This is a genomic window from Pseudomonas sp. PA-7-1E (assembly GCF_021605325.1).
Lineage (GTDB): Bacteria > Pseudomonadota > Gammaproteobacteria > Pseudomonadales > Pseudomonadaceae > Aquipseudomonas > Aquipseudomonas fluorescens_BV.
In genome coordinates this window covers 35,597-57,286 of the sequence record NZ_WKFA01000007.1, presented here as the reverse complement: position 1 = coordinate 57,286, position 21,690 = coordinate 35,597, and the positions used below count along the sequence as shown (strand labels likewise).

General features: G+C 61.1%; 18 protein-coding genes. 4 read left to right on the top strand and 14 right to left on the bottom strand.

From position 1 onward, the window contains the following. The first annotated feature begins 39 nt into the window (after nt 1-39). Nucleotides 40-1,389, top strand: coding sequence for a cell envelope integrity protein CreD (creD, locus tag GIW79_RS06835; RefSeq protein WP_072445565.1), 1,350 nt, complete (start codon nt 40-42; stop codon nt 1,387-1,389). Nucleotides 1,390-1,596: 207 nt separating this feature from the next. Here creD and GIW79_RS06830 read toward each other — a convergent pair whose 3' ends face one another. The 8 genes from GIW79_RS06830 to GIW79_RS06795 form a co-directional block, all read right to left on the bottom strand. Next, nucleotides 1,597-2,226, bottom strand: a complete 630-nt coding sequence (locus GIW79_RS06830) for a glutathione S-transferase N-terminal domain-containing protein (protein ID WP_236452393.1) — start codon at nt 2,224-2,226, stop codon at nt 1,597-1,599. A 106-nt stretch (nt 2,227-2,332) separates the two neighbouring features. After that, nucleotides 2,333-2,503: a hypothetical protein gene (locus tag GIW79_RS06825; RefSeq protein WP_087149549.1), complete on the bottom strand. Its 171-nt coding sequence runs from the start codon at nt 2,501-2,503 to the stop codon at nt 2,333-2,335. Continuing rightward, nucleotides 2,500-3,603 carry a PepSY-associated TM helix domain-containing protein gene (locus GIW79_RS06820; RefSeq protein WP_034128863.1) on the bottom strand — a complete coding sequence of 368 codons (1,104 nt, stop codon included), beginning with the start codon at nt 3,601-3,603 and terminating at the stop codon, nt 2,500-2,502. The genes GIW79_RS06825 and GIW79_RS06820 overlap by 4 nt, the downstream gene beginning before the upstream one ends. A 63-nt stretch (nt 3,604-3,666) precedes the next feature. Then, a complete protein-coding gene (locus GIW79_RS06815; protein WP_236452392.1) occupies nt 3,667-6,105 on the bottom strand; it encodes a TonB-dependent siderophore receptor in 2,439 nt (812 codons plus the stop codon). Nucleotides 6,106-6,316: 211 nt separating this feature from the next. Continuing rightward, a complete protein-coding gene (locus tag GIW79_RS06810) occupies nt 6,317-7,285 on the bottom strand; it encodes a FecR domain-containing protein (protein ID WP_236452391.1) in 969 nt (322 codons plus the stop codon). Further along, the gene (locus tag GIW79_RS06805) at nt 7,282-7,800 is read right to left on the bottom strand and encodes an RNA polymerase sigma factor (protein WP_034128860.1); all 519 of its coding nucleotides are present in this window, start codon (nt 7,798-7,800) and stop codon (nt 7,282-7,284) included. Before GIW79_RS06805 ends, GIW79_RS06810 begins: the two co-directional genes overlap by 4 nt. 148 nt (nt 7,801-7,948) lie before the next feature. Next, a complete protein-coding gene (locus tag GIW79_RS06800) occupies nt 7,949-8,656 on the bottom strand; it encodes a 3'-5' exonuclease (protein ID WP_236452390.1) in 708 nt (235 codons plus the stop codon). After that, nucleotides 8,653-10,575 carry a putative nucleotidyltransferase substrate binding domain-containing protein gene (locus tag GIW79_RS06795; protein WP_181124778.1) on the bottom strand — a complete coding sequence of 641 codons (1,923 nt, stop codon included), beginning with the start codon at nt 10,573-10,575 and terminating at the stop codon, nt 8,653-8,655. The genes GIW79_RS06800 and GIW79_RS06795 overlap by 4 nt, the downstream gene beginning before the upstream one ends. Before the next feature lie 246 nt (nt 10,576-10,821). Here GIW79_RS06795 and GIW79_RS06790 point away from each other — a divergent pair, with 246 nt between their 5' ends. Further along, on the top strand, nt 10,822-11,268 hold the full coding sequence (locus GIW79_RS06790; protein WP_019817416.1) for a response regulator: 447 nt from the start codon (nt 10,822-10,824) through the stop codon (nt 11,266-11,268). 154 nt (nt 11,269-11,422) lie between these two features. On the opposite strand, the gene GIW79_RS06785 is transcribed toward GIW79_RS06790, so the two are convergent. Further along, complete coding sequence (locus GIW79_RS06785; RefSeq protein WP_054896773.1) at nt 11,423-13,600, bottom strand: malate synthase G; 2,178 nt, start codon at nt 13,598-13,600, stop codon at nt 11,423-11,425. A gap of 319 nt (nt 13,601-13,919) precedes the next feature. Here GIW79_RS06785 and GIW79_RS06780 point away from each other — a divergent pair, with 319 nt between their 5' ends. Beyond that, entirely contained in the window at nt 13,920-14,432 is a 513-nt protein-coding gene (locus GIW79_RS06780) for a glycine cleavage system protein R (RefSeq protein WP_003194815.1), read from the top strand. Nucleotides 14,433-14,654: 222 nt separating this feature from the next. On the opposite strand, the gene rarD is transcribed toward GIW79_RS06780, so the two are convergent. The 5 genes from rarD to GIW79_RS06755 all read right to left on the bottom strand — a co-directional run bounded on the left by rarD (nt 14,655) and on the right by GIW79_RS06755 (nt 20,397). Beyond that, nucleotides 14,655-15,539: an EamA family transporter RarD gene (gene rarD, locus GIW79_RS06775; RefSeq protein ID WP_034128856.1), complete on the bottom strand. Its 885-nt coding sequence runs from the start codon at nt 15,537-15,539 to the stop codon at nt 14,655-14,657. Nucleotides 15,540-15,722: 183 nt separating this feature from the next. After that, complete coding sequence (locus tag GIW79_RS06770) at nt 15,723-16,697, bottom strand: serine/threonine protein kinase (RefSeq protein WP_122735979.1); 975 nt, start codon at nt 16,695-16,697, stop codon at nt 15,723-15,725. Between the two features lie 161 nt (nt 16,698-16,858). Then, a complete protein-coding gene (locus tag GIW79_RS06765) occupies nt 16,859-18,757 on the bottom strand; it encodes a PhoX family protein (RefSeq protein WP_236452389.1) in 1,899 nt (632 codons plus the stop codon). Nucleotides 18,758-18,836: 79 nt separating this feature from the next. Further along, entirely contained in the window at nt 18,837-19,601 is a 765-nt protein-coding gene (locus tag GIW79_RS06760; RefSeq protein ID WP_236452388.1) for a TOBE domain-containing protein, read from the bottom strand. 58 nt (nt 19,602-19,659) lie between these two features. Beyond that, complete coding sequence (locus GIW79_RS06755) at nt 19,660-20,397, bottom strand: ComF family protein (protein WP_236452387.1); 738 nt, start codon at nt 20,395-20,397, stop codon at nt 19,660-19,662. A 92-nt stretch (nt 20,398-20,489) separates the two neighbouring features. On the opposite strand from GIW79_RS06755, the gene bioB reads away from it, so the two are divergent. Then, a complete protein-coding gene (bioB, locus tag GIW79_RS06750) occupies nt 20,490-21,545 on the top strand; it encodes a biotin synthase BioB (RefSeq protein WP_014720209.1) in 1,056 nt (351 codons plus the stop codon). Nucleotides 21,546-21,690: the final 145 nt, after the last annotated feature.

Below are 21,690 nucleotides of genomic sequence, written 5' to 3'. Positions count from 1 at the left end.
CACTGGGCAGACTCTCCCCATCAAAACAGGGAGAGACCCATGAACCGCAACCTGCTTTTCAAATTGGGCGCGATTGCGCTGCTGATCCTGCTGTTGCTGATTCCGTTGCTGATGATCAACGGCATCATCAGCGACCGCCAGCAGCTGCGCGACGGCGTACTGATGGACATTGCCCGCAGTTCGAGCTTTGCCCAGCGCCTCACCGGGCCGGTGATGGTGGTGCCGTATCGCAAGACCGTGCGTGAGTGGAAGCTCAATGAAAAGCTCAACAAGCGCTACGAAGAAACCCGTGAAGAACGCGGCCGTCTGTATTTCCTGCCGGACCGGTTTGAGCTCGACGGCAAGGTGCAAACCGAACTGCGTGCGCGGGGCATTTACCAGGCGCGGCTGTTCCATGCCGACAACCGTATCAGCGGGCGTTTCGACTTGCCGGCGCAGTTGGGGATCACCGAAGACTTTGCCGACTACCGCTTTGAGCCGGCGTTTCTGGCGGTGGGCATCAGTGATATTCGTGGTATTGAAAACGCGCTGAAACTGGAGCTGGGTGACCAGCGGCTGGAGTTCTCGCCAGGCTCCCAAGTCGACTGGCTGGGCGAGGGCGTGCATGTGACGCTGCCGGCGCAGGACGGCAAGAAACCCGCCGTGCTGGAGTTCGCCTTCGACCTGCGCCTGCAAGGCACCGAGCAACTGCAAGTGGTGCCGGTGGGCAAGACCAGCCAGGTAACACTGGCGTCCAACTGGCCGCACCCGAGCTTTGTCGGCAACTTCCTGCCGGCTCAACGTGAGGTGACCGACCAGGGCTTCAGCGCCAATTGGCAGACGACATTCTTCTCCACCAACCTCGAACAAGCCCTGCAGAACTGCCTGGACGGGCAAGGCTGTGAAGACTTCAGCAACCGCAGCTTTGGGGTGAACTTCATCGACCCGGTAGACCAGTACCTCAAGAGCGATCGGGCGATCAAATATGCGCTGTTGTTTATCGCCCTGACCTTTGCCGGCTTCTTTCTCTTCGAGGTGCTCAAGAGTCTGGCGGTGCACCCTATCCAGTACGCCCTGGTGGGCGTGGCGCTGGCGTTCTTCTACCTGCTGCTGTTGTCGTTGTCCGAGCATCTGGGCTTTGCCCTGGCCTACCTGATATCCGCCAGCGCCTGTGTGGTGTTGATCGGCTTCTACGTATGCCATGTGCTGCGTAGCGTCGCCCACGGCCTGGGGTTTTCGGCCGGGCTGGCGGCGTTGTATGGCTTGCTGTACGGCTTGCTCAGTGCCGAGGATTACGCGCTGTTGATGGGCTCGCTGCTGCTGTTTGGCCTGCTGGGCACGGTGATGGTGCTGACGCGCAAACTGGATTGGTACGGGGTGGGTAAACGCAAGGTGGAGCAAGGGCAATGATCGGATTGCGCGAAGATCAGCAGATGAAAGCGAGGATGGTCGACTTCCTCACCAACGCCACCTTTCACTGTAGGAGCGAGCTTGTTGTGGCGAGCAAGCTTGCTTGCGCTGGGGTGCGAAGCGCCCCTGATAAAGCCGGCTCCAGCTGCGCTGTCGAGCGGGAGCAAGCTCCCTCGCCACAACAAGCTCGCTCCTGCAGGGGGCTGGTCAAACCGGGGGTTGGGTCTGGTGCATCGAAGACCGCTGGCTGACTTCGGCGTACCAGGCGGCGAGCTTGGGGTTATCTATGCGCCATTGCAGATCCGGGTGACGAAAGTCTATGTAGCCCAGGGCACAGGCCACGCTGATGGCGGCGATGTCGAAGTGGCTGGCCAGTTCGGCAATGGCGTCTCGCTCCAGTTCGGCGAGGGCGCGGCGGATCTTGTTGCGCTGTTCGTCCAACCATTGGTGCCAGTGTTTCTCCACCGGGCGCATGGCGGTCTCGTAACGTACCAGCACGGCGGCATCCATGATGCCGTCAGCCATCGAGGCCAGGGTCAGGCGCCGCCAGCGGGCCGAGCCGTCGCGGGGGATCAGCGGGTTGCCGACATGCTGGTGGTCGAGATAGTCGAGAATCACCCGGCTGTCGTGCAATACCGAACCGTCGGCCAGGCGCAGGGCCGGGATCTTGCCCACGGGGTTGCCTTGCAGCACTTCGGCATCCGGGTTGACCGGCGTGGGCAGGCACGCGTGCAGGGCCACACGATCCTGCTGGCCGGTCTCGATCAGCAGCACGCGCACTTTACGCACGAAGGGCGAAGCGGGGTTGTGGAACAAGGTCATGCTGGGGGCGGACATGGGCATTCCTCTGTAGGAGCGAGCTTGCTCGCGAATAACGCCAACGATAACGCAGCTCGCCTGGTTTAACGCGGTGCTCTCAGGTTTTTCGCGAGCAAGCTCGCTCCTACAGTAGTTTGTAGACGGCAATGGCCGCGGGTATGCCCAGCCCGATCCAACTCAACGAATCCCACCACCCATCGCCCAGCAACGCCGCAAACAACCCGGCGGCACTGAGCAGGCCAATCCCCAGCGGTATGGCAAAGACCTTCCAGAAATTCGACTGCCGTGGCTTCATACCTTGGCCGCCTTGCGCCGTACGATCCATAAGTAAATGCCGCTCACCAGCACGATGATGGTCAGCACATCCAGCACCGCCCACAAAATCTTCATCGGCATGCCGCCGTAATCACCGAAATGCAGGGGTTGGGACATGCCCATGGCATCCATGTACCACGGCCGTTCGGCGATGGCGGTGACGGCCAGGGTGCTGGCGTCGATCAGCACCGGTGTCAGCAAATGGGAGGTCAGGTGGGTGCTGCCCTTCATGAACACGGCGTAGTGATGTTCGCTGGAAAAACGCGTGCCGGGGAAGGCGATAAAGTCCGGCTCCATACCGGGCGCGGCCTTGGCGGCAATGCTCAACAGCTCCGTGGCGGGCGCGCGTTGGGTCAGTGGCGGGGCGTTCTTGTAGGGTTCGATCATGGCGCTGAGGCTGTCCTCGCGCCACGCCGCGATGATCAAGTCGGCGCAGGCGCTGATCACGCCGGTTACCCCCACTACCAGCGCCCAGGTCAAAGTGACCACGCCGATCAGGTTATGCAGGTCGAGCCAGCGCAGGCGAGTGGACTTGTCCTGGCGCACGGTGGCGAACTTCAAGCGACGCATGAAGGGCAGGTACAACACCGTGCCCGAGATAATCGCCAGCACAAACAGAAGGCCCATGAACGCCAGCAACAACTTGCCGGGCAGGCCGGCAAACATATCCACATGCAGGCGCAGCAGGAACAGAGTGAAGCCCCCATTGGCAGACGGCATTTCGACGGTTTCGCCAGTGCGTGCATCGAGCATGAAGGTGTGCGACGAGTTCGGCTCAGTACCGGCTGTGGCCGCCATGATCGCGATCACGCCGTTATTGTCGTCTTCGTCCCAGGCAAGGTACTGCATGGCCTCGCCGGGGCGATGGGCCTGGGCTTTGGCTACAAGCTGCTCAAGGTTGAGCCGGGGCGTATCGGCAGGCATCTGCGCCAGTTCGGGCTCATTGCCCAGCAGGTGGTCGATCTCGTGGTGAAACACCAACGGCAGGCCGGTGAGGGCGAGCAGCAGCAGGAATACGGTGCAGATCAGGCTGGTCCAGGTGTGGATGAAGGACCAGCGGCGGATGGTTTTGCTTTTCATCACGGCTCCAAAGGCAAAAGGGCCGCGGTTCAGGCAGCCCTTTATCAGCGGTTTTTCACCGTCTTAGAATTTGTAGTTCACGCTGGCTACGACGTTACGTTGGTCGCCGTAGTAGCAGTAGAAACCATCGCAGGTGGACAGATAGTCCTTGTTGAAGATGTTCTTGGCGTCGACGGCCACCGTTACGCCCTTCATGACATTGCTTACACGGCCAAGGTCGTAATGCACCGAGGCGTCGTAAACGGTATAGGACCCTACGTGGCCGAGCTCGGTGTTGGCAGCGTTGCCGTAAGTATCACCGACATACCGTACGCCCGCACCTACACCGAAACCGTCCAGCGGGCCGCTGCGCCAAGTGTAGTCGGCCCATCCTGTGGCTTGGTTGCGAGGCAACTGGTTCAGACGATTTCCTTTTTCAGCGACTGCGCCTTGGGTGATTTCGCTATCGTTATAGGTATAGGAACCCACCAGCTTTAGGCTTTCAGTAACGTCTGCACTGGCTTCGAGTTCCAGGCCGCGAACCCGAACCTCGCCAACTTGGCGCGTGATGCTGCCTTCTGTAACCGAGGTGTTTTGTTGAGTCAGGTCGAATACCGCTGCGGTATACAAGGCTTTGGTGCCCGGTGGTTGGTATTTGACGCCTGCTTCGTATTGCTTGCCCTCAGTTGGCTTGAAAGCCCCTGTGCTGGCTACTTGAGTGCCTGAACCCGCCTGGAATGACTCGGCGTAAGACAGGTACGGAGTAATGCCATTGTCGAAGACGTAGCTCAACGCCGCGTTACCGCTGAAATGCTTGTCACGTTGAGTATTGGTGGCGTCGTTGATGTTGTGGAAGGTAGTGCCAGTGTGTACCCAGTCTTCACGTCCGCCGAGGGTCAAGCGCCAGTTATCGAGGGCCATTTGGTCTTGAACGTACAGACCGGTCTGTTGGGTTTTTTGGTTGTAGTCATACATGGTGAAGTACTGGACCTTGGAAAAGTCCTGTCCGTACACCGGTCGATTGAAGTTAATGGTGGGTACACCGGCTGAACCCCATAGCCAGCGGGCATTGCTGTCGGAGCGCTGGTGGTCGAGACCAAGCAATAGGGTATGACTTACAGGACCGGTCTGGAAGTTAGCTTGAAAATTGTTATCGACTGCGAACTGGCCGATGTCCTCATCGACCTTGCCGGCGGAGCGGCTCACGTTGCCGTCGGCATCGACCGCAGCTTCCGGGCCATTCGGGAAAAACGCTCCCCCTGCGGTAAGGCCCTGGAACGACAAGTCGTTCTTGGTATAGCGCAGGTTCTGGCGGAACTGCCAAGTGTCGTTCAGGCGCGTTTCAAACGCGTAGCCCAGTGCATAGTAAGTACGGTCGTAGAACTCCCAGTCGGGATCGCCCAGGTTCTTATGATGGGAAATCTTGCCGGCTGGCGAGCTCAATTTGGTGCCTTGCAGCGGCAGGAACTGACCGGTGATACCGGTATCGTCGCGAGTAAATTGTGTGAGCAAGGTCAGCCTGGTGTCGTCGTTGATATTCCACGTGAGACTGGGCGCAACGTTGTACCGCTTGTCCGGGATGTGGTCCACCGCCGTATTGCTGTCGCGCACGACGCCACTGATTCGGTAGAGGAACTGGCCTTCGTCGTCGATTTTGCCGGTGCTATCGAAGTTGATCTGCTTGTGGTTGTTGCTGCCTGCCTGCACTTCAATTTCGTTTGAGCTTTCGGCCTCGGGGCGACGGCTAACCATATCCAGCAAGCCGCCGGGTGGGGTTTGCCCGTAGACCGACGAAGCGGGGCCTCGCAGCACGGCGATGCGTTCCAGATTCCAAGTATCGATTTTCGGCGTCGCGTAGTTACCCTTGGGCAAAGGCAGACCATCGAGGAATTGGGTCGGGACAAAACCGCGAACCAGTAACCAATCACTGCGCGAATCGGAGCCATAGCCACTGCTCTGCACGCCGGCCGTGTAGCGCAGGGCGTCATTAAGGTTGAGAACGGAGCGGTCTTCCATTTGCTGGCGAGTAATGACCGTGACGGAACGGGGCAGCTCGGCGATAGGAGTATCAGTCTTTGTGCCCGCCGCTGTTCGAGTAGCGACATAGCCATCCACCGGCCCCCAGGCGCTTTCATAGCTGCCTTGGCCGGTGATGTTGGTGGTCGGCAAGGCAACGACGCCCTCCGGAACCGGCATCAGGGTGTAAGTGCCCACACTGCTTTGTTCCAACTGCAAGCCAGTACCGCGCAAGGCCTCACGCAACGCGCCCTGCGCATCGAACTGGCCTTTGACCGGCGCCGAGGTCTTGCCGGCGGCGAGTGCGGGGTTGAGGGTCAGCGCCAGGCCGGCCTGGCTGGCGATCTGGTTCAGGGTGGTGGCCAGGGGCGCAGCGGGCAGGTTATAGGCGCGCACGCTGGACGCTTGTTCGGCGGCGATCAGCGGGGTGCTGGCGAGCGGGGCGCTGAGGGCGATCGCCACGGCTAACAGGCTGGGGCGCAACAAGGTGTCTAGCGTGCGGGACATAAGGGCGGCTCCTGAATGGAAATATTTCTCAATTGCCTAGGTGCCGAGCGAGAATCGAAAAGTGATAGGGCCGGGTGAAAATATTTTTTGCGGTGTGCTGTGATCGTTCCCAAGCTCCGCGTGGGAACGCCTCGTGTGACGCTCTGCGTCACGGCCTGGGACGCAGAGCGTCCGGGCTGCATTACCACGCGGAGCGTGGGAACGATCAAGCCTAAGGCTTACCCTTGACGGTCACCCACCACGGCGTGTGCTGCTCGATCTGCACCGGCAAAGTCGGCAACAGCGCATTCAATGCCAACGTGGTGTCGTGCAGCGGGAAACTGCCGGTGATGCGCAGGTCGGCCACGTTCTTATCCACCCCCAGGTAGCCGGTGCGATAGCGCGCCAATTCCTCGATCACATCCCCCAGCCGAGCGTTGTCCACTACCAGCATGCCGCGGGTCCAGGCATCGGTGGCGGGGGTGACGGCCAACAGTGGCCCGAGCCCGTCGCTGCGCATCAGCACTTGCTGGCCCGCCTTGAACACTTGTTCCTGGTGCAGCGCCTCGGGCTGGGCGGCCACGGCAGACTGCAACACACTCAGGCGCGTAGCGTCGTCTTCGCGCTTGACGATAAACCGGGTACCCAGCGCCCGCAGGCTGCCGTCGCGGGTTTGCACGTAGAAAGGGCGCGAATCGTCGTGGCCGGTTTCGACGAGAATTTCGCCTGCCTGCAACACGATCAAGCGGCGTGTTTCGTCGAAGCGCACATCAATGGCGCTGTGGGTGTTGAGGTTTATTCGCGTGCCGTCCGCCAGCTTCAGCGTGCGCTGTTCACCGGTGGCGGTGCGCTGGTCGGCCAGCCAATAGTGAATAGGCACGTAACGCTCACCGGCAAACAGCGCCAGGCCGCACACCAGCACGATACTGGCCAGGCCCCGGCCCAGCTTGAGCACGCGCTGGCGAATGCCGTGGCGCGACTGCAGCAGCGCCGCCCGAGCCGGGCCCGAGGCCACACTGAAACGCTGGTCGAGCATGCCCAACTGGCGCCAGGCGCGAGCGTGTTCCTCATCGCTGGCCAGCCACTTGCTGAACTCTTCCTGTTCCACCGCGCTGCCGTCGCCCGAGTCGAGGGACAGTTGCCAGGCAATCGCGGCATCCAGCACGCGCGACGACACCGGTTTGGAGCCGATCGCGGTCACGACGGCTCGCCATACAGTGCGATGTAGCACTGGCGAATGCCCTGGGCCAGGTATTGGCGCACGCGCGGCACCGAAACCCCCAGGCGCTGGGCGATCTCGGCATGGCCCAGGCCGTCGAGGCGGTTATAGAGGAACGCGGCGCGGGCCTTGCTCGACAACTTGCCGAGCAGGCGGTCGATGGCCTTGAGGTCTTCGAGGATCAGTTGCTGGGCTTCCGGCGAAGGCTGTTCGTTTTCCGGGATCAGCATCAATTCGGTGAGGTAGGCCTGTTCCAGGGCCGCACGACGGAAATAGTCGAACAGCAAACCCTTGGCGATGGCCACCAGGAACGCCCGCGGTTCGCGGGGCTCGCGCAACTCATCACGGCCCAGCAGGCGCATGAAGGTGTCCTGGCTCAGGTCTTCGGCACGGCTTGGGCACGCCACATTACGTCGCAGCCACGCCAACAGCCAGCCACGGTGGTCGCGATACAACGCACCAACAAGCTCACTGCGTGGGGTATGGACCGACGACAAGGCATCACCGAATAAGGTTTAAACTAACGAGAATTATTCGCGATTGTGTCAGAGGCGTAGGGTGGGCGCAATTGGCGTCTGTCGGGTGATCGTTCCCGCGCTCTGCGTAGGAATGCATCCCGCGATGCTCCGCGTCGGGCGCGAAGCGTTAAAGGGAAGGGGACTGTTTGCGTCGTTTCCATTGGGCCAAACGCTCATTCAGCGCCTGGGGCGTATCGATCTGTTGCTGCCGCGCCCGGCTGAACAGGATCAACATCAGCTCCGCCGTCGCCAGTGCATCGGCGCTGGCATGGTGGCGTTCGCCGGCCTGTAGCCTGAAGTGGTTGAGCCAGTCGTCCAGTCCGGCTTCGCGGATATGGGCCTCTGGGCATAACAGCGGGGCCAGGTCTGCTACATCCATGAACGGATGGGCCAGGCGATAACCCAGGCTGTCCTTGAGCGCCCGGCACAGCATGTGTTGATCAAACGGCGCATGGAAGGCCAGCAGCGGACTGTCGCCCACGAACGCCATGAAATCCAGCAACGCCTCGGTCGGGTCGCTGCCAGCGGCGATTGCACTGGGCCCCAGCCCGTGGATCAGCACACTGGGGCTGAGCTTGGTGTCGCTGCGCTGCAGGGTGCGTTCGAACAGTTGGGAGAAATCCACCGCACCGTCTTCGATGACCACGGCGCCGATGGACAGCACCTGGTCGCGGTGAAGGTTCAGGCCGCTGGTTTCCAGGTCCACCACTACCCAGCGCTGGCTGCGCAATGGGCCGTTGCCCACTTCGGCGGGCTTGGGTAACTGTTCCAGGCGCTGCTGTTGCGCAGCGTTGAGCCCAGGTTTTTTGGCACGCAGCCAGCCAAACAAACTCATAGCTGATACCGCAAGCTCAGGCTGCTTTGCAGGCGTTGGGCCTGGCGCAGGGACTCACGCAGGATGCGCCGGTCCAGGTGGTTGAGGCTGTCGGGGTCGACGCGGTTGGAATAGGGCAGGTTCTCGCGGGTCTGCAATTGGTGCTGCTGCATGCGGGTCTGCTGGATAAAGTGGTAGGCCTCTTCATAGGCGGCGCCATCCAGGGGGTCGATCACGGCCTTGTCCACCAACTGGCGCAGGCGTTCCAGGGTGTTGTTGGCGTGGATGCCATTAGCCAGGGCCAACAGGCGCGCGCCATCTACAAAAGGTGTAAGGCCCTGCACCTTGAGGTCGAGGGTGGCCTTTTCGCCATGTTTGCGGGTCAGCACGAACTCGCGAAAACGCCCCACCGGCGGGCGTCGCAGTAGTGCATTTTCGGCCAGCATCCGTTGGAACAAGCGGTTATCCGCCACCTGATCGAGAATGCCCTGACGCAGTTGCTCGCACCCGCGCTCGTCGCCCCATACCACGCGCAAGTCAAAATAGATGCTTGAGCCCAGCAGGTTTTCCGGCGTCGCTTCACGAATGAACGCGCCGAAGCGCCGCGCCCACTCCACGCGGGACAAGCACAGCTCGGGGTTGCCGGCCATGATATTGCCCTTGCACAGGCTGAAGCCGCACAGCGCCAGGCTTTGGTTGATGTGCTGCGCCAGCGGTAGCAAGCGCTCACGCCTTTCGGCGGCTTCGACGGCGTCCTTGGCCTCGAACAGGATGCCGTTGTCCTGGTCGGTGTACAGCGTTTGTTCGCGGCGGCCTTCGCTGCCAAAACACAGCCAACTGAAGGGCACACCGGGGTCGCCTTTTTCCGCGAGGGTCAGCTCGATCACCCGGCACACGGTGTGGTCGTTGAGCAGCGTAATGATGTGGGTGATCTGGGTGGATGAGGCGCCATGGGCGAGCATGCGCTCCACCAACTGGCCGATTTCACCGCGAATCGCCACCAGGTTTTCCACCCGGGGCGCGTTGCGGATGGTGCGGGCCAGGTGCACCAGGTCCACACGCTGCAAGGAAAACAAGTCACGCTCGGAGACCACGCCACACAGGCGCTGGTCTTGCACCAGGCACACATGGGCGATATGTCGCTCGGTCATGGCGATGGCTGCGTCGAAAGCGCTGTGCTCCGGGCTCAAGTAAAACGGCGCCTGGGTCATGTGCCCGGCAATGCTCTGGCTGAAGTCGCTGGCGCCATCGGCGACCACCTGGCGCAGATCGCGCAGGGTGAAGATGCCCAGGGGTGCCTTGTGTTCGTTGACGATCACAATGCTGCCGACCTGCTGTTCGTGCATCAAGGTCACCGCTTCGCGCAACGGTGTGTGCGGGCTGCAGGTGACCGGGTGGCGCATGGCCAATTCACCCAGGCGGGTATTCAAGGAGTATTGGGTGCCGAGGGTTTCCACGGCTTTTTGCTGTACCTGCTGGTTGACCTGGTCGAGCAGGCTGCTGACCCCGCGCAAGGCGAAATCACGAAACGGGCTGGACAGCGCGAACAGTTTGATAAAGGCCGGTTTGTTCAATTGCAGGCAGAAGGTGTCTTCAGCGGCTTTGTGTTCTGTACGGGTCGCGCGCTCACCCAGCAGGGCGGCAAGGGGGAAGCATTCGCCGGTGGCGATTTCAAAGGTGGTGTCCGCCGAGTCTGGGCGCTCACCCACGACCCGGCCCTGCTTGACGATATAAAAGTGCTCGACCGGGCCGCCCGACGGTTTGAGGATGCTGTCGCCGGGGCCGTAGAAACGCAGTTGGCACTGTTCCACCAGGAAAGCCAGGTGCGCCTGTTCCATCTGGTTGAACGGCGGGAAGCGTTGCAGGAATTGCAGGGTGCCGTGGATGTTCTGCAACACAGCGGTTTTACCCGCCTGTGCGAATGCATCAGCTTTACTCATAACAGTGACCGCAGTGTTTTTGTCGTTATCGTGCTGCATGGTCGACTCCTGCGCAGTGGGTGCCCATTGGACGTAAGTCTAGGTCGAGGAGTACCGCGCAAAACTAGGGAAAAACCTTACATGACAATCGTCCAAAACCCGTAGAAAGCCCACTAGGCAAACTTTCCGACGAAGTGCACATTGTTCGCCCTTCCGCAGATGTCTGACGAGTGTGCTGGGAGATTGATGAGAACTGCTGAGAAACGTATGTCCGACCACGATATTTTGAGTGATGCCGAGCGCGAGGCGCTGAGCGCCGTGATGCTGGAGCCCGATTTACCCCCCCAACGCGTTTTGATCGTGGACGACGACAAGGACGCGCGTGAATTGCTGGCGGAAATCCTTGGGCTCGATGGTATTCGCTGCATGACTGCCGAAAGTGGCGAGGCTGCGTGGGATTTGTTGAAGACGAGCAGTTCCATCGGTTTGCTGATCACCGACCTGCGCATGGCGCCCAGCAATGGCCTGGAATTGATCCGCCAGGTGCGTGAGTCCACCCGTGCGGCGTTGCCGATCATCATCATGTCTGGAGACGCGGAAGCGCCGGATGTGATTGATGCGATGCATTTGAGCGTGGTGGATTTCTTGCTCAAGCCGATTGATAGCGTGAAGTTGGCGAAGTTGGTGAAGCGGGAGTTGGGGATGGTGCCCTGAGTGTGGGGTGACTGGCCTGGCCTCTTCGCGGGCAAGCCCGGCTCCCACATTTGAAATGCACTCCCTGTGGGAGCTGGCTTGCCTGCGATTCAGGCAACGCGGTCTAACTGACACTGATAAAAAAGCCCCGATCTTTCGATCAGGGCTTTTTCCATTACAGGCCGTTCTTGGCCTTGAACTCCCGACGCCTGCGGTGCAACACCGGCTCGGTATAGCCATTAGGCTGCTTGGTCCCTTCAATCACCAACTCCACCGCTGCCTGGAATGCGATGTTGCTGTCGAAGTCCGGAGCCAGTGGGCGGTACAACGCATCCCCGGCATTCTGGCGGTCTACCACGGGCGCCATGCGCTTGAGGCTTTCCATCACCTGGTCTTCGTTGACAATGCCGTGGCGCAGCCAGTTGGCGATGTGCTGGCTGGAAATACGCAGGGTGGCGCGGTCTTCCATCAGGCCGACATCGTTGATGTCCGGCACCTTGGAGCAGCCCACACCCTGGTCGATCCAACGCACCACATAGCCGAGGATGCCCTGGGCGTTGTTGTCCAGCTCGTTGCGGATCTCTTCCTCGGACCAATCGGTGTTGCTGGCCAGAGGAATGGTGAGGATATCGTCCACCGAAGCGCGCTCGCGTTTGGCCAGCTCGGCCTGACGGGCGAACACATCAACCTTGTGGTAGTGCAACGCATGCAGGGCTGCGGCGGTCGGCGACGGTACCCAGGCGGTGTTGGCACCGGCCAACGGGTGGGCGATTTTCTGCTCGAGCATCGCCGCCATCAGGTCGGGCATGGCCCACATGCCTTTACCGATCTGTGCACGACCTTGCAGGCCGGTGCTCAGGCCGATATCGACGTTCCAGTTCTCATAGGCGCCGATCCACTTTTCTGCCTTCATGGCCGCCTTGCGCACCATCGCGCCGGCTTCCATGGAGGTGTGGATTTCATCGCCAGTGCGGTCGAGGAAACCGGTGTTGATAAACACCACGCGCTCACTGGCCGCCTTGATGCAGGCCTTGAGGTTGACCGTGGTGCGGCGCTCCTCGTCCATGATCCCGACCTTGAGGGTGTTGCGCGCCAGGTTCAGCACCTCTTCGATGCGACCGAACAGTTCGTTGGTGAACGCGGCTTCTTCCGGGCCGTGCATCTTCGGTTTCACGATGTATACGGAACCGGTGCGGCTGTTCTTGCGGGTGTTGTTGCCGTTGAGGCTGTGGATCGCCGCCAGGCTGGTGATCAGGCCGTCGAGGATGCCTTCGGGTACTTCGTTGCCGTCTTTATCGAGGATCGCGTCGATGGTCATCAAGTGGCCAACGTTGCGCACGAACAACAGCGAACGGCCGTGCAGGGTCACGTCGCTGCCATCCACGCCGGTGTAGACGCGGTCAGGGTTCATGGTGCGGGTGAAGGTCTGGCCGCCCTTGGCCACTTCTTCGGCCAGGTCGCCCTTCATCAGGCCGAGCCAGTTGCGGTAGATCACCACTTTGTCATCGGCATCCACGGCGGCGACGGAGTCTTCGCAGTCCATGATGGTGGTCAGCGCAGCTTCCATCAGCACGTCTTTGACGCCGGCAGCGTCGGTCTGGCCGACTGGGGTGCTGGCGTCGATCTGGATTTCGAAGTGCAGGCCATTGTGCTTGAGCAGGATCGCAATCGGCTCGGCCGCAGGGCCCTGGAAACCGATCAACTGGGCATCGTCACGCAGGCCGCTGTTGCTACCGCCTTTGAGGCTGACGATCAGCTTGCCATCGACGATTTTGTAGCCGGTGGAATCAACATGGCTGCCGGCGCTGAGCGGTGCGGCTTCGTCGAGGAAGGCGCGGGCGAAAGCAATGACCTTGTCACCACGCACTTTGTTATAGCCCTTGCCCTTCTCGGCGCCGTTGGCTTCGCTGATGGCGTCGGTGCCATACAGCGCGTCGTACAGCGAGCCCCAGCGCGCATTCGAGGCGTTGAGGGCGAAGCGGGCGTTCATCACCGGCACGACCAGCTGTGGGCCGGCCATGCGTGCGATCTCATCATCGACGTTTTGGGTCGAGGCCTCAAAGTCTGCGGCTTCTGGCAACAGGTAGCCGATGTCTTGCAGGAAGGCTTTGTAGGCCACCGGGTCATGGGCCTGGCCGGCGTGGGTCTGGTGCCAGGTATCGATCCGCGCCTGGAAGTCGTCGCGTTTGGCGAGTAGGGCTTTGTTCTTCGGGGCCAGGTCATGGATGACCTTGTCGGCACCGGCCCAGAACTGGTCGGCAGTGATGCCGGTACCGGGAATGGCTTCGTTGTTCACGAAGTCGAACAGGACTTTGGCGACCTGCAGGCCACCGACTTGAACGTGTTCAGTCATTGCTTGCCTCACTCTGCGGAGCTTATGCGCTTTATCAGATTTTCATTATGTAGTGCACGGTTGGGCATACTACATGATGACTTGCGGTTGTGAAAATTAGACTAAATACGTCGTTTAGCGACCCACTTTGGTCGTACGGTCACAGCGGAGAACCGGATGTTCTCAAAAAACTATTGGATTGTTCCAGATAAATATAAAAATGGTACACGATTTGTCTGGGGAGATGGCTTGCCTGCGATGGACGTTAACGATCACGCGTCCCTTCTGGATAAACGCGGCATGTCTATAATCGAGGATCAACCAACCGAGGGACTGCGCCATGGACCATCTTGTACTCACTATTATCGCCGCCGACAAACCCGGCCTGGTTGAACGCATCGCGCAGAACATTGCCAGTCATGGTGGTAACTGGCTGGAAAGCCGCATGGCGCACATGGCCGGGCAGTTTGCCGGGATCCTGCGGGTGAGCGTGCCGAGCGAGCAGCGCCAGGCATTGGTGGGGGCATTGGAGGATTTATCCACCCATGGCATTCGCGTGTTGGTGGGTGAGGGCAGCAGCGGGCAGGCATCGGCGTCCAAGCCGATCCTGATGACCCTGGTGGGCAATGACCGCTCGGGCATCGTGCGTGAGATCACCGCGCTGCTGAGCCAGCAGGGCGTCAACCTGGAACGCCTGAGCACCGATGTGCGCCCGGCGCCCATGAGCGGTGATCCGCTGTTCAATGCCGAGGCGTTGTTGCAAGTGCCGGCTACGCTGTCGCTGGAAACCCTGCAAGAGGCTTTGGAAACCTTGGCCGATGACTTGATGGTGGAGTTGCGTCAGGAGGAATAACGATCCACAAGGTTATGCAGGGAAATCTTGCATGGGCCTGTGGATAACCTGTAGAGACCCGACGCCAGGCCACGTCCGCCGGCCTTCTGCGCAAGTTGAGCAAAAAACGAGCAGTTTCAAGGGCTTGTGCACAAATGGCGGGGATCAGGTTGTGGATAACCTTTGGGTGGAACGCTGCAAGCCACGAAAGCCGTGGCTTGCAGAGGTTTGTACGTTATTTGATCAGCGTTTGCGCACGGTCAGCCAGGCATCCAGGCTGTACACCACCAACCCGGCCCAGATGAAGGCGAAGGCGATCAGGGTGCTCGGCGCCAGGTGTTCACCGAACAACAGCACGGCTTCGAGCAACACTAGCGTCGGCGCCACATACTGCAAAAAGCCCAGGGCGGTGTAGGGCAAGTGCCGTGCAGCGGCGTTGAAGCACACCAGGGGAATCAGCGTCACAGGGCCTGCGGCCACCAGCCACCAGGCCTCGGAGGTGCTCCAGAACGCCAGTTGCGCGCTGTGGGCGGTCGGGTTGAACAGCAACCAGGCGACGGCAATGGGTACCAGCATCCAGGTTTCCACCACCAGGCCTGGCAGCGCCTTGACCGGCGCCTGCTTGCGGATCAAACCGTAGAAGCCGAACGTCAACGCCAGCGCCAGCGACACCCACGGCAGGCTACCGACTTGCCACACCTGCTGCGCCACACCTACCGCTGCCAACCCCACCGCCACCCATTGCAAACGGCGCAGTCGCTCGCCGAGGATCAGCATGCCCAGCAGCACATTCACCAGCGGATTGATGTAGTAACCCAGGCTCGCTTCGAGCATGCGCCCGGTGTTCACCGACCACACATAAGTCAGCCAGTTAGCGGCGATCAACGAACCGCTGAGAGCCAGGATCGCCAGGCGCTTGGGGTTGTCGCGCAGTTCGCGAAACCAGCCGGGATGTTTCCACACCATCAGCAACAGCCCACCGAACAGTGCCGACCACAATACGCGGTGCACAATGATCTCGGCGGCGGGCACGCTGGCGATGGCTTTGAAGTAGAGCGGGAATAGACCCCAGATGACATAGGCGCTCAGGCCCAGGATGTACCCCTTGCGGGGGTTGGCGGCTTGCATTGCAGAATCCTTGCTCAGGCAGCTAACAAAGCGCAATTGTAAGGATATTTGTCAAACAACGCTCGTTCCCACGCTCTGCGTGGTAACGCCGCCTTGGACGCTCTGCGTCTGCTCTTAAATCGTGACGCGGAGCGTCACAGGATGCGCGCCCACGCAGAGCGTGGGCGCGATGATGGAACGCGTTCAGAAGAGTTTTAGCGGCTCTTCATTGAGCGCCGACAGTTGCTCACGCAACGCCAGCACCTGGTCGCCCCAATACCGCTCGCTGCCAAACCACGGAAAGCTATGGGGAAACGCCGGGTCGTCCCAGCGTCGTGCGAGCCAGGCACTGTAGTGCATCAGGCGCAGGGCGCGCAGCGGCTCGATCAGCGCCAGTTCGCGCGGGTCGAAGTCGTGGAATTCCTGATAGCCGTCCATCAGTTCCGAGAGCTGGCCGAGGCATTCCTGGCGGTCGCCAGCCAGCATCATCCACAGGTCTTGCACCGCCGGGCCCATGCGGCAGTCATCCAGGTCGACGATATGGAACATCTCGTCGCGGCACATCATGTTGCCGGGGTGGCAGTCACCGTGCATGCGGATGTTCTTGTGCGGCGTGGCCTTGTAAACCTCTTCCACACGCTTGAGCAGGTCGCGGGCCACGGACTCGTAGGCCGGCAACAGGCTTTTGGGAATGAAGTTGCCTTCAAGCAAGGTGGTGAGGGAGTCGTGACCGAAATTCTTCACCCCCAGGGCTTCGCGGTGTTCGAACGGGCGGGTGGAGCCCACCGCGTGCAAACGCCCCAGCAGTTGCCCGAGCCGGTAAAGCTGATCGAGGTTGCCCGGCTCCGGCGCGCGGCCGCCACGGCGCGGAAACAGGGTGAAGCGGAAACCTGCGTGTTCGAACAGGCTCTCGCCGTTGTGGATCAACGGGGCGACCACCGGTACTTCGCACTCGGCCAGTTCGAAGGTGAAGCGGTGTTCTTCCAGGATCGCCTCGTTGGTCCAGCGCTGTGGGCGATAGAACTTGGCGATCAGCGGTTCGGCGTCTTCGATGCCCACTTGGTACACGCGGTTTTCGTAACTGTTGAGCGCCAGAACTCGCGCGTCGCTGAGGAAACCGATGCTTTCGACGGCGTCGAGCACCAGGTCTGGGGTGAGTGTTTCAAACGGGTGGGCCATGCGAACTCCTGCGCGCAGCAGGGCGCCGCGTCCGGCCGGGTATGGTAACAGCATAGATAGGCGGTGGCTGTGCGGACGCCTTCGCAGGCAAGCCAGCTCCCACACTGGCATGTATTTACACATCGAAATGTGGGTGCTGGCTTGCCTGCGATAGCGGTCTATCAGGCGCCTACGATCCCGCCATCATCCCGCCGAATCGCCATCACCGAAGACCGGGGTTTGCCATTGGGCAGGTGTTCCGGCCAGGTCGAGCCACCGGTTTCCCCTGGGTGCTGAATGCCCACGAACAAGGTTTTCTGGTCCGGCGAAAAGCTGATCCCCGTCACTTCACACGCCACCGGCCCCACCATGAAGCGACGGATTTCTCCAGTGCTCGGGTCGGCGCACAGCATCTGGTTATTGCCCATGCCCGCAAAGTCTCCGGCGTTGCTGTAGTCGCCATCGGTCAGGATCCACAGGCGCCCGGCTTTGTCGAAGCCCAGGCCGTCGGGGCTGTTGAACATGTTTTGCGGGTTGATGTTGGACGAGCCGCCCTTGGGGTTACCGGCATGCACGCCGGGGTTGCCGGCCACCACGAACAGGTCCCAGGTGAAGTCCGTGGCACCGTGGTTATCGGCGTCGGCTTTCCAGCGCAGGATCTGGCCGTAGACGTTCTTCTCCCGTGGGTTGGGGCCGCCTACCGGCTGGCCCTCTTCGCCGCGCTTGGCGTTGTTGGTCAGGGTGCAATAGACCTGGCCGTCGGTGGGGCTGACCACGATCCATTCCGGGCGGTCCATGCGTGTGGCTTTCACCACGCTGGCGGCCAGGCGCGCATGAATCAGCACCTCGGCCTGGTTGGCGAAACCGCTGCTGGCGTCGATGCCGTTTTTGCCATGGGTGAGTTCAACCCACTGGCCTTTGCCCTTGGGGTGGTCGGCGTTGCCGTCGCCCGCGTCGAAGATCGCCACGTACAAGGTGCCGTGGTCGAGCAGGTCTTTGTTGGCCTTCGGGTTGTTGTGGTTGATCTGATCGCGGCTGATGAACTTGTAGATGAATTCACCGCGTTCATCGTCGCCCATGTACACCACGGCGCGACCGTCACGGGTTTCGGCGAGGGCCGCGTTTTCGTGTTTGAAGCGCCCCAGGGCCGTGCGTTTGACTGGCGTGGATTGCGGATCGAACGGGTCGATTTCCACCACCCAACCATGGCGATTGAGTTCGTTGGGGTTCTTGGCCATGTCAAAGCGCGGGTCGTGCTGATGCCAGTTGATGTCCTTGCTGGCGGCCACCACGCCGTAGCGCTTCTGCCCTGCGTCGAAGGTTTGCTGGGGGTTGCTGCTGCCGAAGCAGTCGGTGAAGTTTTCTTCGCAGGTCAGGTAGGTGCCCCACGGCGTCTTGCCGTTGGCGCAGTTCTGGAACGTGCCGAGGACTTTTTTGCCGCTCTTGTCGGCGGTGGTTTTCAGCCAGTCATGGCCGGCGGCAGGGCCACTCAAACGGATCGGCGAATTGCCGTGGATGCGCCGGTTGTAGCGCGAATCCTGGACGAACTGCCAGGTGTCGCCCTTGCGGCGTACTTCGATCACCGACACGCCTTCGCTGGCCAGGGCCTTGCGCACGTCTTCGGCCGATTGTGGCGCGCCGCCGTGGGCGTAGAGGTAGCGATAGTTGGTGTATTCGTTGTTGATCGCCATCAGCGCGCGGTTGTCGTCACCGGGGAATGGAAACAGGCTCATGCCGTCGTTGTTGTCGCCGAACTGTTGTTCCTGAGCCTTGGCGGTGCCATGGCCGGACGGGTCGAAAGCCGGGGCGTTCTTGTGCAGGGGCTGGCCCCAACTGATCAACACCGAAGCACTGTAGCCCGGTGGCAGGGTGATGGTGTCGCTGGTGGCGGCGGCGATGCTGGTGAACCCCAGCAGCGGGCTGGCGGAAGCGGCATTCACGGCCAGGGCGCTGCGGCTCAGCAGGTTACCGCCGAGGAACATCGCAGCGCCGCACAGGGCGCCTGCGCCGATAAAGCGACGGCGGGTCAGGCCCACCATCTGTTCAAGGTCGGTGGCTTGGTTTTCTTCTAATAGGCTCATCACAGGCTCCTTAAGGTTTTTGCAGACACCTTAAGCAGCGCTTGTGACCGAATTGTTGCAGCTTGAAGACGCGCGCCCGTTACACCGGGGTGCCAAGCAATACATGGCTGGGTGCAAACTGCACGCGGATCGGCTGGCCCTGCGCTGCATCAATGGCCTTGAGTGCGACGGGCGGCGCCAGCGCGCACAACACTTGGCCGTTGGGCAGGGCGATACGCACCTCGCTGGGGCCGTCTTCGGCGGCGAGAATGGTCTCGATCACGCCACTCAGGCAATTGTGTCCAAGTGTTTCGGTTTGCCCGTCCGCCAGTAATTCAAGCCACCCGGCCTTGATCAGAGCCACTACTTCCACACCGCTCTGCAGTTCCAGGCGCAGGGTGCTGTCGTGGGTGATCTGTGCGTCGAGGTGCAGGCCGCCGGCCAATTGCAGGCGGATCATGTCGTTGTGGCCGTGGCTCTCTATGGCGCTGACCTGGCCGTGCAATTGGTTGCGCGCGCTGGTGCGCAGCATCAAGCGGCCCAGCAGGTTGAAGTCGCTGGCCGCTTCGTCCGAGCCAAGGATTTCGGCCTGAAGCAGTTGCAGGCGCTGATAGAGGCGCAGCACCCGTTCGCCTTCCTGAGTCAGTTTGGCGCCGCCACCGCCCTTGCCACCGACGCTGCGTTGCACCAGCGGTTTTTGCGCCAGATTGTTCAGCTCATCAATGGCGTCCCAGGCGGCCTTGTAACTCAACCCGGCACTCTTGGCCGCACGGGTGATGGAGCCCTGCTCGGCGATATGCCCCAGCAAGGCAATACGCTGGGGGCGGCGGATGATGTGTTGGCTGAGAGGGCTGGGCACAGACATGGCAGATACGCTTGGGTGAGATGCGCCGACGTTGCCGCGCTGGCGCAGGGGAGTCAAGTCAGCTGCCGGGTTTGGGCGTACGGGCCAGGCAATACACATCCACCTGGCGCGCGCCGGCGTTTATCAACAAGCGCGCCAGGCTGTGGGCCGTGGCGCCGGTAGTGAGGACGTCGTCTACCAGCGCCAGATGTTGCCCGGCGACCTGGATGCCGGGGGCCAGTGCGAAGGCGTTGAGCAGGTTGCGTTTGCGGGTCTTGGCATCGAGGTCTTGCTGCGCCACGGTTTCATGGGGGCGTAAGAGCGCGTGTTCATCAAAGGGAATGTCGAGGGTGTGATTGAGCCAGCGGGCCAGCATCAACGCTTGATTAAAGCCGCGTTCGCGCAGGCGTTTGCGCGCCATGGGCACCGGTAGCAGGCAGTCGGGGCGCTCCAGTTCGGCGTTATCGAAGCGATGTTGCAAGTGCTGCCCCAGCAGGCGCGCCAGCAAGTGCCCCAGCGGCCAACGCGCCTGATGCTTGAAGCGGCTGATCAGGGTGTCCACGGGAAAACTGTAGGTCCATGGCGCGACCACCTGGTGAAAGGCCGGTGGCTGTTTTTGGCACTGGCCGCAGAGCAGTCCGTCCATGGGTAAGGGCAGTGCGCAGCGTTCGCACTGTTCCATCAGCCATGGCAATTCTGTTTCGCAGGCGCTGCACAGGGGCTCGTCTGATTCGATGCACTCATCGCAGATCAAACAAGGCTGCATGCTTTTTAACCAGATGTAAACTTCGTGTTTGTGCTCAGGTTGACAGTGCATGAATCTTCCTTAAATATGCCGAGCATCCGTGTCGTGCCTGTGGGTATTGCCTTTCCCGCAGCGCTTGCCAAAGCATAATCAAGGAATCGCCCATGAGCGCCAGCACCTCTGCCACCCTGCGTCACGATTGGTCTTTAGCTGAAGTCAAAGCCCTGTTCGTGCAGCCCTTCAACGACCTGTTGTTCCAGGCGCAGACCGTGCACCGCGCGCATTTCGACGCCAACCGCGTGCAAGTGTCGACGCTGCTGTCGATCAAGACCGGCGCCTGCCCGGAAGATTGCAAATATTGTCCGCAGTCGGGCCACTACAACACTGGCCTGGAAAAAGAGAAGCTGATGGAGGTGCAGAAGGTCCTCGAAGAGGCCGCACGTGCCAAGGCCATCGGCTCGACGCGTTTCTGCATGGGCGCGGCATGGAAACATCCGTCGGCCAAAGACATGCCCTATGTGCTGGAAATGGTCAAAGGCGTGAAGGCCATGGGCCTGGAAACCTGCATGACTCTCGGTCGCCTTGACCAGGACCAGACCGAAGCCCTGGCCCAGGCCGGCCTGGACTACTACAACCACAACCTCGACACCTCGCCGGAGTTCTACGGCTCGATCATCACCACCCGCACCTACAGCGAGCGCCTGCAAACCCTGGCGTACGTGCGTGACTCGGGGATGAAGATCTGTTCGGGCGGCATCCTTGGCATGGGCGAGTCTCTCGACGACCGCGCCAACTTGCTGATCCAGTTGGCCAACCTGCCGGAGCATCCGGAGTCGGTGCCGATCAACATGCTGGTGAAAGTGGCGGGCACGCCGTTGGAAAACGCCGATGACATCGACCCCTTCGATTTCATCCGCATGCTGGCGGTGGCGCGCATCCTGATGCCGCAGTCCCACGTGCGCCTGTCGGCTGGCCGCGAAGCCATGAATGAGCAGATGCAGGCCCTGGCCTTTTTTGCCGGCGCCAACTCGATCTTCTACGGCGACAAACTGCTGACCACCGCCAACCCCCAGGCGGACAAGGATATGCAACTGTTCGCACGCTTGGGCATCCTGCCCGAAGCCCGTGAAGAGCATGCCGATGAAGTGCATCAGGCGGCGATCGAGCAGGCGTTGGTGGAGCAAAAGAGCAGCGAGCAGTTCTACAACGCTGTGGTGTAACCACCTTTGGAATGCATTCCGGTGTGGGAGCTGGCTTGCCTGCGATGGCGGCGGCACTTTCAGTATTGAAGTGTCAGAAGGACCGCTATCGCAGGCAAGCCAGCTCCCCCATTGGATTGAGTTGAACCTGTTAAATCGAGGCCAG

What these genes read in the sequence shown, in the direction of transcription:
- GIW79_RS06800 (WP_236452390.1), bottom strand. Translation starts at nt 8,656, where the DNA reads ATGAGTTTGTTTGGCTGGCTGCGTGCCAAAAAACCTGGGCTCAACGCT.
- GIW79_RS06785 (WP_054896773.1), bottom strand. Translation starts at nt 13,600, where the DNA reads ATGACTGAACACGTTCAAGTCGGTGGCCTGCAGGTCGCCAAAGTCCTG.
- GIW79_RS06790 (WP_019817416.1), top strand. Translation starts at nt 10,822, where the DNA reads ATGTCCGACCACGATATTTTGAGTGATGCCGAGCGCGAGGCGCTGAGC.
- GIW79_RS06825 (WP_087149549.1), bottom strand. Translation starts at nt 2,503, where the DNA reads ATGAAGCCACGGCAGTCGAATTTCTGGAAGGTCTTTGCCATACCGCTG.
- bioB (WP_014720209.1), top strand. Translation starts at nt 20,490, where the DNA reads ATGAGCGCCAGCACCTCTGCCACCCTGCGTCACGATTGGTCTTTAGCT.
- GIW79_RS06830 (WP_236452393.1), bottom strand. Translation starts at nt 2,226, where the DNA reads ATGTCCGCCCCCAGCATGACCTTGTTCCACAACCCCGCTTCGCCCTTC.
- GIW79_RS06755 (WP_236452387.1), bottom strand. Translation starts at nt 20,397, where the DNA reads ATGCACTGTCAACCTGAGCACAAACACGAAGTTTACATCTGGTTAAAA.
- GIW79_RS06765 (WP_236452389.1), bottom strand. Translation starts at nt 18,757, where the DNA reads ATGAGCCTATTAGAAGAAAACCAAGCCACCGACCTTGAACAGATGGTG.
- GIW79_RS06795 (WP_181124778.1), bottom strand. Translation starts at nt 10,575, where the DNA reads ATGAGTAAAGCTGATGCATTCGCACAGGCGGGTAAAACCGCTGTGTTG.
- GIW79_RS06815 (WP_236452392.1), bottom strand. Translation starts at nt 6,105, where the DNA reads ATGTCCCGCACGCTAGACACCTTGTTGCGCCCCAGCCTGTTAGCCGTG.
- GIW79_RS06820 (WP_034128863.1), bottom strand. Translation starts at nt 3,603, where the DNA reads ATGAAAAGCAAAACCATCCGCCGCTGGTCCTTCATCCACACCTGGACC.
- GIW79_RS06770 (WP_122735979.1), bottom strand. Translation starts at nt 16,697, where the DNA reads ATGGCCCACCCGTTTGAAACACTCACCCCAGACCTGGTGCTCGACGCC.
- GIW79_RS06780 (WP_003194815.1), top strand. Translation starts at nt 13,920, where the DNA reads ATGGACCATCTTGTACTCACTATTATCGCCGCCGACAAACCCGGCCTG.
- GIW79_RS06760 (WP_236452388.1), bottom strand. Translation starts at nt 19,601, where the DNA reads ATGTCTGTGCCCAGCCCTCTCAGCCAACACATCATCCGCCGCCCCCAG.
- creD (WP_072445565.1), top strand. Translation starts at nt 40, where the DNA reads ATGAACCGCAACCTGCTTTTCAAATTGGGCGCGATTGCGCTGCTGATC.
- rarD (WP_034128856.1), bottom strand. Translation starts at nt 15,539, where the DNA reads ATGCAAGCCGCCAACCCCCGCAAGGGGTACATCCTGGGCCTGAGCGCC.